This window comes from Rossellomorea sp. YZS02 (assembly GCF_033963925.1).
Lineage (GTDB): Bacteria > Bacillota > Bacilli > Bacillales > Bacillaceae_B > Rossellomorea.
In genome coordinates this window covers 39,229-55,064 of the sequence record NZ_JAXBLY010000010.1, presented here as the reverse complement: position 1 = coordinate 55,064, position 15,836 = coordinate 39,229, and the positions used below count along the sequence as shown (strand labels likewise).

Annotated in this window: 20 protein-coding genes; 3 read left to right on the top strand and 17 right to left on the bottom strand. The window is 44.5% G+C overall.

The window, feature by feature from the left end:
- Nucleotides 1-96 precede the first annotated feature (96 nt).
- Nucleotides 97-333, bottom strand: a complete 237-nt coding sequence (locus SLH55_RS11425; RefSeq protein ID WP_219165459.1) for a DUF1146 family protein — start codon at nucleotides 331-333, stop codon at nucleotides 97-99.
- 371 nt (nucleotides 334-704) lie between these two features.
- A complete protein-coding gene (locus SLH55_RS11420) occupies nucleotides 705-944 on the bottom strand; it encodes a hypothetical protein (protein ID WP_320323425.1) in 240 nt (79 codons plus the stop codon).
- 231 nt (nucleotides 945-1,175) lie between these two features.
- Here SLH55_RS11420 and SLH55_RS11415 point away from each other — a divergent pair, with 231 nt between their 5' ends.
- From SLH55_RS11415 to SLH55_RS11405, 3 genes are all read left to right on the top strand, one after another.
- Nucleotides 1,176-1,634, top strand: a complete 459-nt coding sequence (locus tag SLH55_RS11415) for a hypothetical protein (RefSeq protein ID WP_320323424.1) — start codon at nucleotides 1,176-1,178, stop codon at nucleotides 1,632-1,634.
- Nucleotides 1,635-1,660: 26 nt separating this feature from the next.
- Nucleotides 1,661-2,257 (top strand): hypothetical protein, encoded by a 597-nt coding sequence (locus tag SLH55_RS11410; RefSeq protein ID WP_320323423.1) that lies wholly within the window; start codon nucleotides 1,661-1,663, stop codon nucleotides 2,255-2,257.
- Nucleotides 2,258-2,500: 243 nt separating this feature from the next.
- Nucleotides 2,501-3,172 carry a DUF2642 domain-containing protein gene (locus SLH55_RS11405; RefSeq protein WP_320323422.1) on the top strand — a complete coding sequence of 224 codons (672 nt, stop codon included), beginning with the start codon at nucleotides 2,501-2,503 and terminating at the stop codon, nucleotides 3,170-3,172.
- Between the two features lie 40 nt (nucleotides 3,173-3,212).
- Here SLH55_RS11405 and SLH55_RS11400 read toward each other — a convergent pair whose 3' ends face one another.
- The 15 genes from SLH55_RS11400 to rpiB form a co-directional block, all read right to left on the bottom strand.
- On the bottom strand, nucleotides 3,213-3,617 hold the full coding sequence (locus SLH55_RS11400; RefSeq protein ID WP_034765168.1) for a F0F1 ATP synthase subunit epsilon: 405 nt from the start codon (nucleotides 3,615-3,617) through the stop codon (nucleotides 3,213-3,215).
- A gap of 22 nt (nucleotides 3,618-3,639) precedes the next feature.
- Nucleotides 3,640-5,043: a F0F1 ATP synthase subunit beta gene (gene atpD, locus SLH55_RS11395; protein WP_098351510.1), complete on the bottom strand. Its 1,404-nt coding sequence runs from the start codon at nucleotides 5,041-5,043 to the stop codon at nucleotides 3,640-3,642.
- A gap of 70 nt (nucleotides 5,044-5,113) precedes the next feature.
- Entirely contained in the window at nucleotides 5,114-5,971 is an 858-nt protein-coding gene (locus tag SLH55_RS11390; protein ID WP_219165464.1) for a F0F1 ATP synthase subunit gamma, read from the bottom strand.
- Nucleotides 5,972-6,043: 72 nt separating this feature from the next.
- The gene (atpA, locus tag SLH55_RS11385; RefSeq protein WP_098351508.1) at nucleotides 6,044-7,552 is read right to left on the bottom strand and encodes a F0F1 ATP synthase subunit alpha; all 1,509 of its coding nucleotides are present in this window, start codon (nucleotides 7,550-7,552) and stop codon (nucleotides 6,044-6,046) included.
- Between the two features lie 27 nt (nucleotides 7,553-7,579).
- Nucleotides 7,580-8,116, bottom strand: a complete 537-nt coding sequence (locus SLH55_RS11380; protein WP_219165465.1) for a F0F1 ATP synthase subunit delta — start codon at nucleotides 8,114-8,116, stop codon at nucleotides 7,580-7,582.
- Nucleotides 8,113-8,637, bottom strand: a complete 525-nt coding sequence (gene atpF, locus SLH55_RS11375; RefSeq protein ID WP_219165466.1) for a F0F1 ATP synthase subunit B — start codon at nucleotides 8,635-8,637, stop codon at nucleotides 8,113-8,115. Before atpF ends, SLH55_RS11380 begins: the two co-directional genes overlap by 4 nt.
- Nucleotides 8,638-8,781: 144 nt before the next feature.
- Entirely contained in the window at nucleotides 8,782-8,994 is a 213-nt protein-coding gene (gene atpE / locus SLH55_RS11370; protein WP_032086923.1) for a F0F1 ATP synthase subunit C, read from the bottom strand.
- A 77-nt stretch (nucleotides 8,995-9,071) separates the two neighbouring features.
- Nucleotides 9,072-9,785: a F0F1 ATP synthase subunit A gene (gene atpB / locus SLH55_RS11365; protein WP_219165467.1), complete on the bottom strand. Its 714-nt coding sequence runs from the start codon at nucleotides 9,783-9,785 to the stop codon at nucleotides 9,072-9,074.
- 22 nt (nucleotides 9,786-9,807) lie between these two features.
- Entirely contained in the window at nucleotides 9,808-10,182 is a 375-nt protein-coding gene (locus tag SLH55_RS11360) for an ATP synthase subunit I (RefSeq protein WP_226675561.1), read from the bottom strand.
- Between the two features lie 6 nt (nucleotides 10,183-10,188).
- Nucleotides 10,189-10,410: an AtpZ/AtpI family protein gene (locus tag SLH55_RS11355; protein ID WP_098438721.1), complete on the bottom strand. Its 222-nt coding sequence runs from the start codon at nucleotides 10,408-10,410 to the stop codon at nucleotides 10,189-10,191.
- Between the two features lie 522 nt (nucleotides 10,411-10,932).
- Nucleotides 10,933-12,084: a non-hydrolyzing UDP-N-acetylglucosamine 2-epimerase gene (gene wecB, locus SLH55_RS11350; protein ID WP_320323421.1), complete on the bottom strand. Its 1,152-nt coding sequence runs from the start codon at nucleotides 12,082-12,084 to the stop codon at nucleotides 10,933-10,935.
- A gap of 18 nt (nucleotides 12,085-12,102) precedes the next feature.
- The gene (gene upp, locus SLH55_RS11345; RefSeq protein WP_098351501.1) at nucleotides 12,103-12,732 is read right to left on the bottom strand and encodes a uracil phosphoribosyltransferase; all 630 of its coding nucleotides are present in this window, start codon (nucleotides 12,730-12,732) and stop codon (nucleotides 12,103-12,105) included.
- 375 nt (nucleotides 12,733-13,107) lie between these two features.
- Nucleotides 13,108-14,349: a serine hydroxymethyltransferase gene (glyA, locus tag SLH55_RS11340; RefSeq protein ID WP_079533936.1), complete on the bottom strand. Its 1,242-nt coding sequence runs from the start codon at nucleotides 14,347-14,349 to the stop codon at nucleotides 13,108-13,110.
- Nucleotides 14,350-14,742: 393 nt separating this feature from the next.
- Complete coding sequence (locus SLH55_RS11335) at nucleotides 14,743-15,285, bottom strand: TIGR01440 family protein (protein WP_320323420.1); 543 nt, start codon at nucleotides 15,283-15,285, stop codon at nucleotides 14,743-14,745.
- A 12-nt stretch (nucleotides 15,286-15,297) separates the two neighbouring features.
- Nucleotides 15,298-15,741, bottom strand: a complete 444-nt coding sequence (gene rpiB / locus SLH55_RS11330; RefSeq protein WP_320323419.1) for a ribose 5-phosphate isomerase B — start codon at nucleotides 15,739-15,741, stop codon at nucleotides 15,298-15,300.
- Nucleotides 15,742-15,836 lie beyond the last annotated feature (95 nt).

Sequence of the window (15,836 nt, the reverse complement as noted above, 5' to 3'; positions counted from 1 at the left end):
ACTTTTTCACAAAGGGACGAACACAAAATTAATCTTACTCAAATCAGCCTCCCTTGAAAACATGCAGGAAGACCTATTTTTTGTCAGAAACTCTATTTATTCAAAGAAAACAGGCAAACTCTGAGACCACAGATAATAATCCAGTAAAAAACGGCTGACGGCTGACCCGATCGCGACCGTTAGTAGGATATACAATAGTCTCCCTTGAGCGACTCGATTCTTCTTCAGGAGCTTGTCTAGCTGAATGGCTTGCAGAGCCCAAAAGGTGATCCCGAATACAAATAGATGCACAAGCATGCTGATAAGGGCCTGTTGTCCAAAGCTTTCCACCACTCTTCTCACTCCCTCTAAATTATTTTGGCGCACATAGACCATTTTACCACATAATTCTGTAACAACACATCCATTAATAAAATTTAAGTTGAGTTGGATATGAATTTTCGTAGGATATTATCGGTTTAAGAATTGGTGGGATAGCGCTTGGAAATTTGGCGTGGCATTCTTTGTCTGAGATAACCGTTTGTCGAGGTCCGTCCCTCAAAATGACGTTATTTTGATTCATCTCTGGACGGTCATTGTGATGGATACTGTGTTTCTTTAGGATTCATTCCTATTATAATGAGGTCCGTCCCTCAAAAAAAGCCACCCCTTACAGAAAACTGTAAGGGGTGGCTTTTTGGGGTGGTGTTTGAAGTGGATGGTGGTTATTTGCCTTTGTTTTTGTTTTTATCTTTGTTTTTGCTTCTTTGGCCTTTCTGCATGCATTCGTAGTAGTAGCCTTGGCATCCACATTTTCTTTGTTTGCCTTTGCCTTTACCCTGATCCTTTTGTTTGTCCTTGCCACCTTTTGCGTCTTGCGGGCCCATTTCTCCCATCATCCATTGGTATTCCCCGTATTGTCTGCATTGCTTCTGACCTTTTCCTTGTCCTTTTTTCGTGCTCATCATTTCATCTCCTTTTGTTCTTTCTTTAGTTTACGTTTCTGAGTGGTGGGGCGTATGGGTTGTCCTCCCAGTTTCTGAGCCTTTTTATCGTGATTAAGTGACGATCCGTGTAGCAAAGACCCTCGCAGCCCGACGACTAGTCCTATAAAAAGGGCTTCTGTAATAGTACGTCGTCACGGCCTGTCACATATACATAAAGTGAAAACGTTTAGATAACTGGAGGGAACGAGTATGAATAAAGAATTATTGGGTTCATTGGTCGGAAAGGTTGTTAAAGTGAACCGTGGAGGTCCTGAGTCGAGTACTGGAAAGGTTTTGTACGGGGGGGATGATCACTTTGCCCTGCTGTCTGAAAAAGATGGGGTGGTTTACTACAATTCGGCACATGTGAAGAGTATTTCGCAAAACATCAAGTCTGGGTTGCCGGTTAAGGAAGAGCTGTCAGAAGAAGGATTGGAGTTTATGAAAGAGGACACATTGGGAGCTTTACTCACAAGCTTGAAATATCAATGGGTCAAGATCAACCGCGGCGGCCCTGAAAAGATTGAGGGGATCCTTGATCATTCAAATGAGGATTACGTCACGCTTGTATTGAACGAAGAAGTTGTACGCCTGGCTACGTACCATGTCAAGAGCATCAGCTACGGCGTGAAACCGGAAAAAGAAGAGAAAACAGAAGAAGAAAAGTAATTCTAAATTGGCAAGGAGGAGCATAGATGAGTAATTTCAATGATTCATTAAAAGCATTAACAGGTCATCAAATCAACATCATGTTGAATGACGGCACGAAGCTGTCAGGTCAGCTGGCAGAGGTCAGTGCTGAAATTATGACCCTCTATTCAAGTGAAAACGAAACATTATATTATCCGATTTCACAAATACAGTCCGTAACGAAAAGCTCTAAGTACGTAAAAGCATTGCCGGTCTCCGGTGAACATCTAAAAGGGGAAAAGATTTCAGATGTATTGTCTCAGAGCCTGCTGAACTGGGTGACAATCAACGGTACCGGCAATGCTTCCTATTCCGGCATTCTTTCAGCAGTGGAAGATGATCATCTCGTCTTGACCCAGGGGAAGGACAGAGTTTACCTGAAGCATTCTTCCGTACTGAACGTATATGATGCGTCTAAGAAGACGACTTCCAACGATACAGACAGCGGCACGTCCGATTCGTCCGACAATGCGTCCAACAACGAATCCGCTCAAGCAACGTCTCAGAAGCAATCCTCAAAAAAATCTTCAAGTAAAAATGCGAAGAAACGAAAGCCTGCCTTTTACCTCGATGAAATTGAAGGGGCCAATTCTTCCAAGTAATCATGCTCTATTCAACATTATTAAACCCGGGATTGGGAGTACACAATGAGGAGCATGTTTAATAAAAGAATAATCTCAGTATCCACTAAGGGGTTTTCCAAGAGGGTGCTGGGATTGTTCTTATCATCTTGTCAAAAACTTCATTTTATTCAAGCCGATTGAGTCCAAAAATGTGGACAAAGTATCTAGGCAAAGAATCAATGAAATGAATAGCTACCTTGTTCAGAAAGGAGTAACATGCACATGAAAAATGTTTATTCGAAATTCACCGGAGAAGCTGTCATCATTGAACTGACTGGTAAAAAGACCATCAATGGGTATTTAATCGAAGTGGGCAATGAAGTTCTGATTGTCTATAACGGATACGATTATATTTATATTTCTACCTCTCATATTAAAAACCTATCGGTCGTATCAAAAGAAGCCATCGGGATCGATGAACCGAAGGATAGTCCCCAGCTTGAGCAGGAGGACCAGCTGTCACTGCGAAAGATCCTCACAACGGCCAAAGGAGTCTTTCTTGAAATCTACACGATGGGCAATCAGCCGGTTCACGGCTATATTACGGGCATCATGAATAACTACTTTTCCTTCTATTCCCCTGTTTACAAAACGATGTACATCTCCCTGCAGCATTTAAAATGGCTGATTCCTTACTCTACGAATCAGTCACCTTTCCGCCTTGCTAAAGAGAACCTCCCCGTCAATCCATCGACCGCCATCACCCTTGCGAGAAGCTTTGAGGTCCAGATTGAAAAATTGACGGGCCACCTTGTTGTATTGAATCTCGGCGTTAACGAAGAGTTGATCGGTAAGATTGAGAAAGTGGACGGCAATATCATGGAAATAATCACGGCTAGGGGAGAATCCCTCTACTTAAATATGCAGCATATCCAGACTGTTCATTTGCCATGAAAAAAACCACCTTTCGATGAGAAAGGTGGTTTCTTCGTTATTAGAAGTTACGTTCGGAAACGTTAATTCTGTTCATGGCACGCTTCAGAGCGAGCTCAGCACGACGGAAGTCTACATCATCCTGTTGTGCCTGCATGCGGTCTTCTGCACGGCCTTTTGCTTCTTTCGCGCGTTGTACATCGATAGCTTCTGCTGTTTCAGCAGACTGTGCTAGAATTGTCACTTGTTCAGGACGTACTTCTAAGAATCCGCCACTGACAGCTACAAGCTCAGTGTTGCCACCTTTTTTCAGGCGAACCGCACCGATTTGTAGTGGAGCAACCATCGGAATGTGTCCAGGTAAGATTCCAAGCTCACCGCTTTGAGCTTTCGTGCTCACCATTTCCACTTCTGAATCGTACACTGGGCCATCGGGAGTGACAATATTGACTTTTAATGTCTTCATTTTCTTCCCTCCTGGTCCCTAATTATACCTCTACGCCCATTTCTTTCGCTGCAGCCAATACGTCCTCGATCGGACCTACCAGACGGAATGCATCTTCAGGAATGTGGTCGTATTTACCTGCAAGAATATCTACGAAACCTTTTACCGTGTCTTTTACTTGTACGTATGAACCCGGTTGGCCTGTGAACTGTTCTGCAACATGGAAGTTTTGAGATAAGAAGAATTGTACACGACGTGCGCGGTGTACTGTCAGCTTATCATCGTCAGAAAGCTCATCCATACCAAGGATCGCGATGATATCTTGAAGTTCTTTATAGCGCTGTAACGTTTGTTGAACGTTACGTGCAACATTGTAGTGTTCTTCTCCAACGATCTCTGGAGAAAGAGCACGGGAAGTCGATGCCAATGGATCTACCGCAGGATAGATACCCATTTCAGAAAGCTTACGCTCAAGGTTCGTTGTTGCGTCAAGGTGAGCGAAAGTTGTTGCAGGAGCCGGATCCGTGTAGTCATCGGCAGGTACATAGATCGCTTGGATCGATGTTACAGAACCTACGTTTGTTGACGTGATACGCTCTTGCAGTTGACCCATTTCAGTCGCAAGTGTCGGCTGGTAACCAACGGCAGATGGCATACGGCCTAGTAGGGCAGATACCTCAGAACCTGCTTGCGTGAAACGGAAGATGTTATCGATGAACAGAAGTACGTCTTGACCTTGCTCATCACGGAAGTATTCAGCCATTGTAAGACCTGTCAGGGCAACACGCATACGTGCTCCTGGCGGCTCGTTCATTTGTCCGAATACCATCGCTGTTTTCTTGATAACGCCAGAATCGCTCATCTCGTGGAAAAGGTCATTTCCTTCACGAGTACGCTCTCCAACACCGGCGAATACAGAGATACCACCGTGCTCTTGAGCGATGTTGTTGATAAGCTCCTGGATTAATACGGTTTTACCAACACCGGCACCACCGAATAGACCGATCTTACCACCCTTGATGTATGGAGCAAGTAAGTCTACTACTTTGATACCTGTTTCAAGAATCTCAACTTCTGTAGAAAGCTGATCGAATGTAGGTGCTTGTCTGTGAATTGGATCGCGACGAGCTCCTGCATCAACAGGCTCATCTAAATCGATTGATTCACCTAGAACGTTGAATACACGACCTAATGTAACATCCCCTACTGGTACAGAGATTGGCGCGCCTGTATCAAGTACATCGGCTCCACGTTGTAAACCATCTGTAGAAGCCATTGCGATCGTACGTACAGAATCATCACCTAGGTGAAGGGCAACCTCTAATGTAAGTTCAGCTCTATCTGCAATTTGGACCTTTAAAGAGTTGTAGATATCAGGAAGTTGGCCGCTGGCGAACTTGACATCAACAACTGGACCCATTACTTGAAGAACGTGTCCTTTGTTCATCTCTTTCCCTCCTAACTAGCTTTTGACAAAAACTTTATGAAGTCTAAACGGTCTAAATACCGTTAATGTTCTATTCGAGTGCAGCTGCCCCGCCGACGATCTCAGTGATTTCCTGAGTGATCGCTGCCTGACGCGCACGGTTAAATTTCAGTGTAAGGTCACTGATGATTTCTTTCGCATTATCAGTTGCATTTCTCATCGCTGTCATACGAGCGGCGTGCTCACTTGCTTTACCGTCAAGTAACGCACCGTAAATCAAGCTTTCAGCGTATTGAGGAAGCAACACTTCAAGGATCTCCTCTGCAGAAGGCTCGAATTCATATGAAGCAAGCTTTCCAGAAGGAGTCAGATCCGTTAACGGTAATACTTTTTTCTCCGTAACATCCTGTTGGATGGCACTCACATAGTGGTTGTAGAACATATACAGTTCATCGTATGCCTCGGCCGAGAACATACTAACCGCTTTGTTTGCGATGTCTTTAATATCAGCGAAATTCGGTTGATCCGGAAGACCAACGACGGATTCCATGACATTGTAGCCTTTTTTACGGAAGAAATCAGCACCGACACGGCCCAGAGCAATAATGGCGAATTCATCATTCGAGCTGTGACGCTCTTTAATTCGATTGCTAACAGCGCGGATCACGCTACTGTTATATGCCCCCGCCAAACCGCGGTCTGATGTAATGACCAGGTACCCGGTTCTTTTAACGGGGCGGGAGACTAGCATCGGATTCCTCACACCTTGACTGCCCGCTGCAACGGATGTCACCACTTCCTGGATCTTGTTCATGTAAGGAACGAATGACTTAGCATTCGTCTCAGCACGATTCAATTTAGAAGCCGATACCATTTCCATTGCTTTGGTGATTTGACTTGTCTTTTTGGTAGAAGTAATACGAGTTTGTATATCGCGTAACGATGCCACTGGTTCTCACCACCCTTTACATATTGTCAGATATAGGGAGGGGCTTTAAGAAGCCCTTCCCCCTATAATCCCTTATTCAGACTTGATGAACGTCTTCTTGAATTCGTTGATCGCAGCTTTCATTGCATCGTCTTCAGGAAGACCTTTAGTCGTGCGAATATGGTCTAACAGTTCCGTATGGTTGTGATCTAACCAGCTTAGAAGTTCAGACTCGAAACGACGGATATCTACTACTGGAATATCATCTAGAAGACCTTTTGTCAGTGCGTAAAAGATCATTACTTGTTTTTCAACTTTAAGTGGTTTGTTAAGATCCTGCTTCAGTACTTCTACTGTACGCGCTCCACGATTCAGTTTCGCTTGAGTCGCTTTATCAAGATCTGATCCGAACTGAGCGAATGCTTCAAGCTCACGGTAAGCCGCTAAGTCAAGACGTAGCGTACCGGATACTTTCTTCATCGCTTTGATTTGTGCAGATCCACCAACACGTGATACGGAAAGACCCGCATTGATCGCCGGACGTACACCGGAGAAGAATAGGTCAGATTGTAAGAAAATCTGTCCGTCCGTGATGGAGATAACGTTTGTTGGGATATAAGCGGAGATATCTCCTGCTTGTGTTTCAACGAATGGTAATGCTGTGATGGAACCGCCACCTTTAGCATCACTCAATTTCGCCGCACGCTCTAACAAACGAGAGTGCAAGTAGAATACGTCACCAGGGAATGCTTCACGGCCTGGAGGACGACGTAGTAATAGGGAAAGCTCACGGTAAGCAGAAGCCTGCTTAGAAAGATCATCATAGACAACAAGAACGTGCTTGCCGTTATGCATGAACTCTTCACCCATTGTGATACCAGCGTAAGGTGCTAAGAATAGCATTGGAGCCGGTGATGCAGCTGATGCCGTTACAACGATTGTGTAATCTAGGGCACCGTGCTTACGTAGGGTTTCAACCGCGTTACGTACTGTTGACTCTTTTTGACCAATGGCAACGTAGATACATACCATGTCCTGGTCTTTTTGGTTAAGGATCGCATCGATGGCAACAGATGTTTTACCTGTTTGACGGTCACCGATGATCAATTCACGTTGTCCACGACCTATTGGAACTAACGCATCGATCGCTTTGATACCCGTTTGAAGTGGCTCGTGTACGGATTTACGATCCATAACACCAGGTGCTCCACTTTCAATCGGACGTGTTTTCGTTGTTGCAATTGGACCTAATCCATCAACTGGTTGTCCAAGTGAGTTTACTACACGACCAACTAGTTCTTGTCCTACTGGTACTTCCATGATACGTCCAGTACGACGAACCTCATCGCCTTCACGAATGTCAGTATATGGTCCGAGAATGATGATACCAACGTTGTTTTCTTCTAAGTTCTGTGCCATACCCATGACACCGTTAGAAAATTCAACAAGCTCTCCAGCCATGACATTGTCGAGGCCATGAGCACGAGCGATACCGTCACCGATTTGGATAACTGTACCTACATCGCTTACTTTCATCTCAGACTGATAGTTTTCAATTTGCTTTTTTATCAGCGCGCTGATTTCTTCCGCCTTGATGCTCATGAATTTCACCCCTCATTTATACGAAAGTTAACGAATTAGTTCACGCTCAAGACGAGTCAATTTACCTTGCAGGCTTCCATCATAGATGCGTGTCCCGATCTGGACCTTGATGCCACCCAGTAAATTTTCGTCTGTCACATTGGTAATTCTTAATGATTGTTTTCCGACTTTTTTTGCAAAAGAAGACGACAATGCTGTTTGCTCATCTTCCGTTAACGGACGTACAGAGTACACTGTCGCATCTGCAATTCCGCGTGCTTCGTTTGTCAATTCAATGAATGCCTCAACCATTCCTGTGATTTCGCCCGTACGGTGACGGTCCGTCATCAGCATCAATGTATTCAAGACATACGGGGAAGCTGTAGAAAATGCTTCCTGAATCAATGACTTCTTCTTATCTAACGTAAGCTTAGGATTTTCAAAGAGAACCGTTAATTCGGCATTCTCAAGGAAAACCGCTCTCACTGTACGAAGCTCTTCTTCGATTCCTTCAAGCTGATTATGTTCTTGGGCAATCTCGAAAAGAGCTAACGCATAGCGCTTTGCAACTGTAGAGTAGCTCATCGCTCTTCCCCTACCTCTTGAATATAATCGTTAATTAACTTCTGTTGATCATCAGCTGAAAGTTCTTTCTCAATGACCTTAGAAGCAATAAGTACTGATAAAGATGCAACCTGTTTCTGGAGTGCAGCCACAGCTTGTTCTTTTTGTGTTTCGATTTCGCGCTTTGCAGATTCTTTCAATCTCTCTGCCTCTTGACGAGCAGTTGCGATGATCTCTTCACGTTGTTCAGAACCTTGTTTCTTAGAGTTTTCAATCATAGATTGTGCTTCAAGGCGAGCTTCTTTCAGAAGTTTCTTTTGCTCTTCTAAAATATTGTTAGCCTCAGTGCGGCTCTTTTCAGCTGCCGTGATTTCACCGGCGATGTGGTCTTCACGCTGTTGCATGATCCCCATTAATGGACCCCAGGCAAATTTCTTAAGAAGCGCCATTAGGATAAGGAACATGATCAGTTGGAAAACGATATCCCCAGTGTTCAGGCCAGCATGAGCTGCCTCACCGATAACGAATGCGTTAGTTAACATACTCGATTCACTCCCTTCAAGAATCGATTGGATCGTATTTTTTATAAATGAACCATTCTTGCAAAGAATCTATTCTCTAGTACATAGGAATGGCGAAGATAATCGTCAAGACGAACTTCGCCATTTAACATGTGTCAGTTTCTATTAGCTTCCTAGTGCGATGAAAGCGATAACTACACCGATGATTGGAAGTGCCTCAACTAGTGCGATACCGATGAACATTGTTGTTTGTAAAGTACCACGTAATTCCGGTTGACGTGCAATTCCTTCTACTGTACGACCTACGATAAGACCGTTACCAATACCTGCTCCTAGTGCTGCTAAACCAACTGCAATTGCTGCTGCGATAAGACTCATTCTAAAGTTCCTCCTTTAATGTATAAGAAAAATATTTTTTACATATATGTTTGTCCACCGTAATGAACAGGTATATATTAATGGTCGTGGCTTACTTTGTGAGCCATATAGACCATTGTTAACATACAGAAAATGAAAGCCTGGATCGATCCGACAAACACCGAGAATCCTTGCCAAGCAAGCATTGGTGCGATAGCCCCGATCGTTCCGCCGATACCACCGTTAACGGCAAGACCCGCAAGTAGTGCAAGCAGGATTTCACCGGCATAGATGTTACCGTAAAGACGAAGACCCAATGTAAGAGTGTTTGCAAACTCTTCAATGATTTTTAGCGGGAATAACCACCACATCGGCTTGAAGAAATCCTTCCCGTATTCGCCAAACCCCTTTAATCTGATTCCATAGAAATGGGACAGTACCACGACCATAACCGCAAGGGTCATCGTGATGGCAGGATCAGCTGTAGGTGATTTCCACCATAATTCACCGTCATATACGACAGAGAATGGCAGACCCAGCATATTGGAAACAAAAATATACATGATAATCGTGAGACCTAAGATATGGAAACGGCCACCCGTCTTCCAGTCCATGTTGCTCTTAATGATCCCTTTAACAAAGTCCATGACCCACTCGAAAAAGTTCTGCATACCGGTAGGCTTCAGGGCTAAGCGACGTGTAGATAAGAGGGCAATAATAAACACTATGGCCGTTGCGACCGTGATCATCAAAACGTTCGCAAGGTTAAAAGTCAAACCCAGAAAATCGGTTGTAGGTGCTCCATGATTCAAAATACTTCACCTCTCTTCCCCGCTATTTATTAGTTTTGAAACTGCTGAAAAAATAATCTATCATAATGACAATATAGGTCGTCATTAATCCAATAATAAGACTTAGGAGATGAAATGTTTCTGGAAATCGTGTGGCAATGATGACTCCAAGGGCGGCTGCGGCCATACGGGAAGTGGTTCCTAACGATCTCACTTTTTGCCCGGCTACCACTGCGTCCCCGAACTTCGAGACCCGCTTGGTCATGCCCCAGTGCATATAAAGACTTAATAATGTCCCTAAAATTAACCCTAAGAATACTGATTTGTGGGTGGTGAATCCCCAACCCAGGACGTAAATAGATAGCACATAAAATATGTATTTCCGCTGTCTATTAAACATTTGATGGAGTTCCGGCATATCTTATTATTCTCCTAAGAAGAAATGTCGTACAGTTCGAAGCATCGCATAAATTCCTGCGGCGAGACCGAGGAGTAATCCGATGATTAAAAAGAGTGGTGCTGAATCAACCTGCTGATCGATCCATCTGCCAAGGAAAATCCCGACCAGGATAGACCCGACAAGCTGTGCCAAAATGGCCGAATAAATCGCCATCGCTTTATATGGGCTTTCGTTTTTTTGACCCATTTCAACCTCTCCCATTCAAACGAAATTTGAACATGAGGCAAGCATTTCAGACATGATGCAAAACCGATTGCATAAGGGTTTTCGCATTGTGAAAACCTTATCATTTTACATCCTTTGTAAGCATACAATAGGGCTTAATCTATGTCAATGCGTTCAAGTTAAAAAGTTCACAACCTATCCACGTGTTTCTATATTGTTCACATTTTCAACACATTTGGTAGAAACGCGTAGGCGGGTTGGTCTGGAGCGACAAGCATAAGATCAACTGGCTGGACTATGAAAATTTTGCCTCCATCCAGAGACAGAAAACTTCTATAGTACCGCTTCCCCACTTGCTCACTATAGTAACAATCTCAATAGATTCCCTACTTCACATGCCCCTCCATTATATAGAAGATTCCCTTATTGAGTAACCCTTGAATTTAATGTAAATACTTCCAACTGACTTCAAAATACTTTCGTTTTAAAGAATAAAGGTCCGTCCCTCAAAAAGTTGTATGAGGGACGGACCTTTAATAATTGTTATTCGTTCGGATCGAAGGATTTCGGACGTTCGTCCAGGTGACCGAACTGGTAGCGGATCGCTTGGGTAATCCGGTAGGAAGCCTGTCCATCTCCGTAAGGGTTTGTTGCTTTGGACATTTTAGCATGTGCTTCCGGATCTGTCAGAAGTTCTTTCGCAAGCTTGTAGATGTTTTCTTCTTCGTTTCCTGCTAGCTTCAATGTCCCGGCTTCAATTCCTTCAGGACGTTCCGTTGTATCCCGAAGGACAAGGACCGGAACACCTAATGAAGGTGCTTCTTCCTGAACACCGCCTGAGTCAGTTAGAATCAAGTGAGCTCGGGATGCGAAGTTATGGAAGTCGATTACATCCAATGGTTCAATCAGATGGATACGCTTATCGTCTCCAAGTACTTCATCCGCTACTTCACGAACGGCAGGATTCAAGTGCACCGGATAGACAACCTGGATATCATCATGCTCTTCCACTAATCGCTTAATGGCGCGGAACATGTTACGCATCGGTTGACCGAGGTTTTCACGGCGGTGAGCCGTCAGCAGTACTAAACGGTCATCTCCGACCTTATCCAATACGTCATGATGATACTCGTCTTTTACCGTCGTTTTCAACGCATCGATCGCTGTATTTCCAGTGATGAAAATACCCTCTTCTTTTTTATTTTCGTTCAGAAGATTCTGAGATGATTTTTCAGTAGGAGCAAAATGAAGATCTGCCATGACACCTGTCAGCTGACGATTCATCTCCTCTGGGAACGGTGAATATTTATTCCAAGTTCTTAGTCCGGCTTCGACATGACCGACAGAGATCTGATTATAGAAAGCGGCAAGGCTTGCAACGAATGTTGTCGTTGTATCACCATGGACAAGAACAATATCCGGCTTTGCTTCTTTCATGATCTTATCGAGACCTTCCAGTCCGCGTGTCGTTACATCGATGAGTGTTTGACGATCTTTCATGATGTTCAGGTCATAATCAGGCGTGATATCAAAGATATTCAAAACCTGATCCAACATTTCACGGTGTTGAGCAGTTACTGTCACAATCGTTTCAAAGTTATCTGGATACTTTTTTAATTCCAGTACAAGGGGTGCCATCTTGATGGCTTCCGGCCTTGTTCCGAAAATCGTCATTACCTTGATTGGATTCGTCATTTTTTCGACCTGCCTTTCTTATTTCGTTCCGTACAAACGATCGCCAGCGTCCCCTAAACCAGGAACGATGTAGCCTTTTTCATTCAGCTTCTCATCAAGAGCGGCGATGAAGATATCAACATCAGGGTGTGCTTCTTTAATGGCATCTACACCTTCGGGGCATGCGACTAAGCACATGAACTTGATGCTGACAGCACCGCGTTTCTTCAATGAATTGATGGCTTCAACGGCAGATCCGCCTGTCGCAAGCATCGGATCGACCAGGATGAAGTCACGCTCTTCCACATCACTTGGAAGCTTTACGTAATATTCAATCGGTTTAAGAGTCTCAGGGTCACGATATAACCCGACATGTCCCACTTTTGCAGCTGGGATCAACTTAAGGATTCCATCGACCATACCAAGACCGGCACGTAAGATAGGAACAATCCCTAATTTTTTACCTGCAAGGGTCTTCGCTTTCGCCTTACTCACCGGCGTTTCTACATCGATATCCTCCAATGGAAGATCACGTGTGATTTCAAAGGCCATCAGTGTTGCAACTTCGTCTACCAGTTCACGAAATTCCTTTGTTCCTGTTTCTTTATCACGGATAAACGTTAACTTATGTTGGATCAACGGATGATCAAATACATATACTTTGCCCATTCGACTCTCTCCTTTAAATTCAGTTTTATGTAAAAATGGTTCTTCCACTTCATTTACACCTCAGACTATTGTACATAAAAGACTATTTAAGAGCAACATGAGATGGGAAGTGTAATGGAATCGTTAGAATTGAGAAGAATGGAGGTGGGATTGACTTCCGTAATGGGGACTTAGTGCATATTTGACTCAGTTTATGGATTTAAGAGTATGTGGTGCGGCGATGATTGCGTCATTTTCGAGTTTATTGCGTCATTTCTGGTGGGAATTGCGTCATTTTACTATATAATTGCGTCTTTTGCCATATTATGGTAAATTCACCATAAAAATAACCTCTCCACCAGGAACATACATCCCTAATGAAGAGGTCATCATCTATTATCTTTCAGGATATAATTCAAATTTGCTTGTTAAATCCAACACACGCTTGCGTGCTTCTTCCAATTTTGCTTCATCTTCGTGGTTTTTAAGAGTCAACGCCATGATCGAAGCAATTTCGTCCATATCCTCAAGTCCGAAGCCTCTTGACGTAACAGCCGCTGTCCCGATACGGACACCACTTGTAACAAATGGGCTTTCCGGATCGAATGGAATCGTATTTTTATTAACGGTAATCCCGATTTCATCAAGGACTTTCTCCGCCACTTTACCAGTCAAGCCAAGTGAACGAGTGTCGATCAGTAAGAGATGGTTATCAGAACCGCCTGATACTAAATCGATTCCTTCCTTCACAAGACCTTCCCCTAAACGCTTCGCATTGTCGATGATGTTCTGCGCATACTCTTTAAACGAGTCCTGCAGAGCTTCACCGAAAGCAACAGCTTTAGCCGAGATGACGTGCATAAGCGGTCCGCCTTGGATGCCAGGGAAAATAGACTTGTCTATCTTCTTCGCAAACTCTTCTTTACAAAGAATCATACCGCCGCGAGGTCCGCGCAATGTTTTGTGAGTGGTTGTCGTTACGAAGTCTGCATACGGAACCGGATTCTGGTGAAGTCCAGCCGCTACAAGACCAGCGATGTGAGCCATGTCCACCATTAGGTATGCTCCCACTTCGTCTGCGATTTCACGGAATTTCGCAAAATCGATCGCTCTTGGATAGGCACTTGCTCCCGCTACGATCAGCTTTGGCTTGTGCTCTAACGCTTTTTGTCTAACATCTTCGTAATTGATCAGGTGCTTCTCTTCATCTACACCGTACTCTACGAAGTTATATTGAATTCCACTGAAGTTGACCGCACTTCCGTGTGTCAGATGTCCCCCATGAGATAAGTTCATTCCAAGGACCGTATCGCCTTGTTCAAGGATCGTGAAGTAGACTGCCATATTCGCCTGTGCTCCTGAGTGAGGCTGAACGTTGACATGTTCCGCTCCAAACAGTTCTTTCGCACGGTCGCGGGCCAGATTCTCGGCTACGTCCACATGCTCACAGCCACCATAATAGCGGCGACCTGGGTACCCCTCTGCATACTTGTTCGTCAGCACGGAACCTTGTGCTTCCATAACCGCTTCACTGACAAAGTTTTCAGACGCAATTAACTCGATCTTCGTTCGTTGACGCTCTAATTCATCTTGAATCGCTGCATAAATTTCCGGATCTTGCTTGGCAATCTTACTCATACATATCCCCCTTTAATTCATAGGCCCAACTGCTCTCAAAGCCTCTTTGATTCATTCAATCCCATTCTAACACGATTCACTAAAAGGCGAAATAAAAACCTATAGTCAAAACGTAACGTTCGTGTTTAGAGACCATTTTGAGGGACGGACCTCATGTGAGTGAGTTCACAATTATTCACCCGCGCCAGCCACTCCCTTGCAAACAGCTTCACAACTACCTTTTTATTAGAACGACTAAACCCCAGAAACTACTAACGCTCTTTTAAGCCCACCCCGATTCTCCTTATTAAACATCAATCACCCCTTATCCCACTTAATCGTTCGTCTTTGACACCCCGTTTTCCGCCAAAACCAAAATAAAGGTCCGTCCCTCAGGAACGAACCTACAATGATTTATTCGTAGACGGCACGTGTGCCGCCGATGAGTTTTGGCCTTGTTTTAGCCAGGGTGATGTGTGCTTCGCCGAGGCTTTTTTGGTTGACTCTGATCGGGACGGCTACATGTTTCAGGTGCATGCCGATGAAGGTGTCGCCGATGTCGATACCGGCGTCGGCTTTGATGTGCTCGACCATGACAGGATCACGGAAGGAATGATAAGCCTGTGTCGCCATCGCCCCTCCTGCTTTTCGGACAGGGACGACGGTGACTTCATCGAGACCACGCTTTTCAGCGACTTCCCTTTCAAGGACGAGTGCCCGATTTAGGTGCTCACAGCATTGAAATGCCAACGAAACGCCCAACGCATCCGCCCATCCCTTCAACTCGTCATAGATCATTTCCGCGACTTTAATCGTTCCAGAAGTACCGATCCGCTCCCCCATCACTTCTGAGGTGGAGCAGCCAACAACGAATACTTGTCCTTTTTTCATCGGAACCTGATCGCTGAAATCTCTCAGGATCGTCTGCAGTTCTTCTTTCAATTGAGCGATTTCCATGAAACCCACTCCTTATTGTTTGTCTTCGTAAGCCGTGATCTTCCCTACTCGATTTGCGTGGCGGCCGCCTTCGAATTCCGTACCGAGCCACGTTTTGGCGATTTCACGTGCCAATCCAGCTCCAATTACGCGCTCACCCATGGCCAGCATATTGCTGTCATTATGTTCTCGTGTCGCTTTTGCGCTGAATACGTCATGTACAAGGGCACAGCGGATCCCCTTTACTTTATTGGCAGAGATGCTCATGCCAATCCCCGTTCCGCAGATCAGGATGCCCCGGTCGAATTCCCCGCTTGCCACTTTTTCCGCAACAGGCACGGCATAGTCCGGATAGTCGACGGATGTTCCGCATTCACAACCGAAATCCTCGTATTCCAAATCTAATTCTTCTAATAATGATTTGATTTCTTCCCTGATATTCATGCCACCGTGATCGGATGCAATTGCGATTTTCATATTCTCCCACTCCCATAGCCTTTGATACGTTTTATTTTGCCACATCCTCTTCATTATATAAAGCTTTTCAGCATGAAAAAGCGGGTATGAGGTCC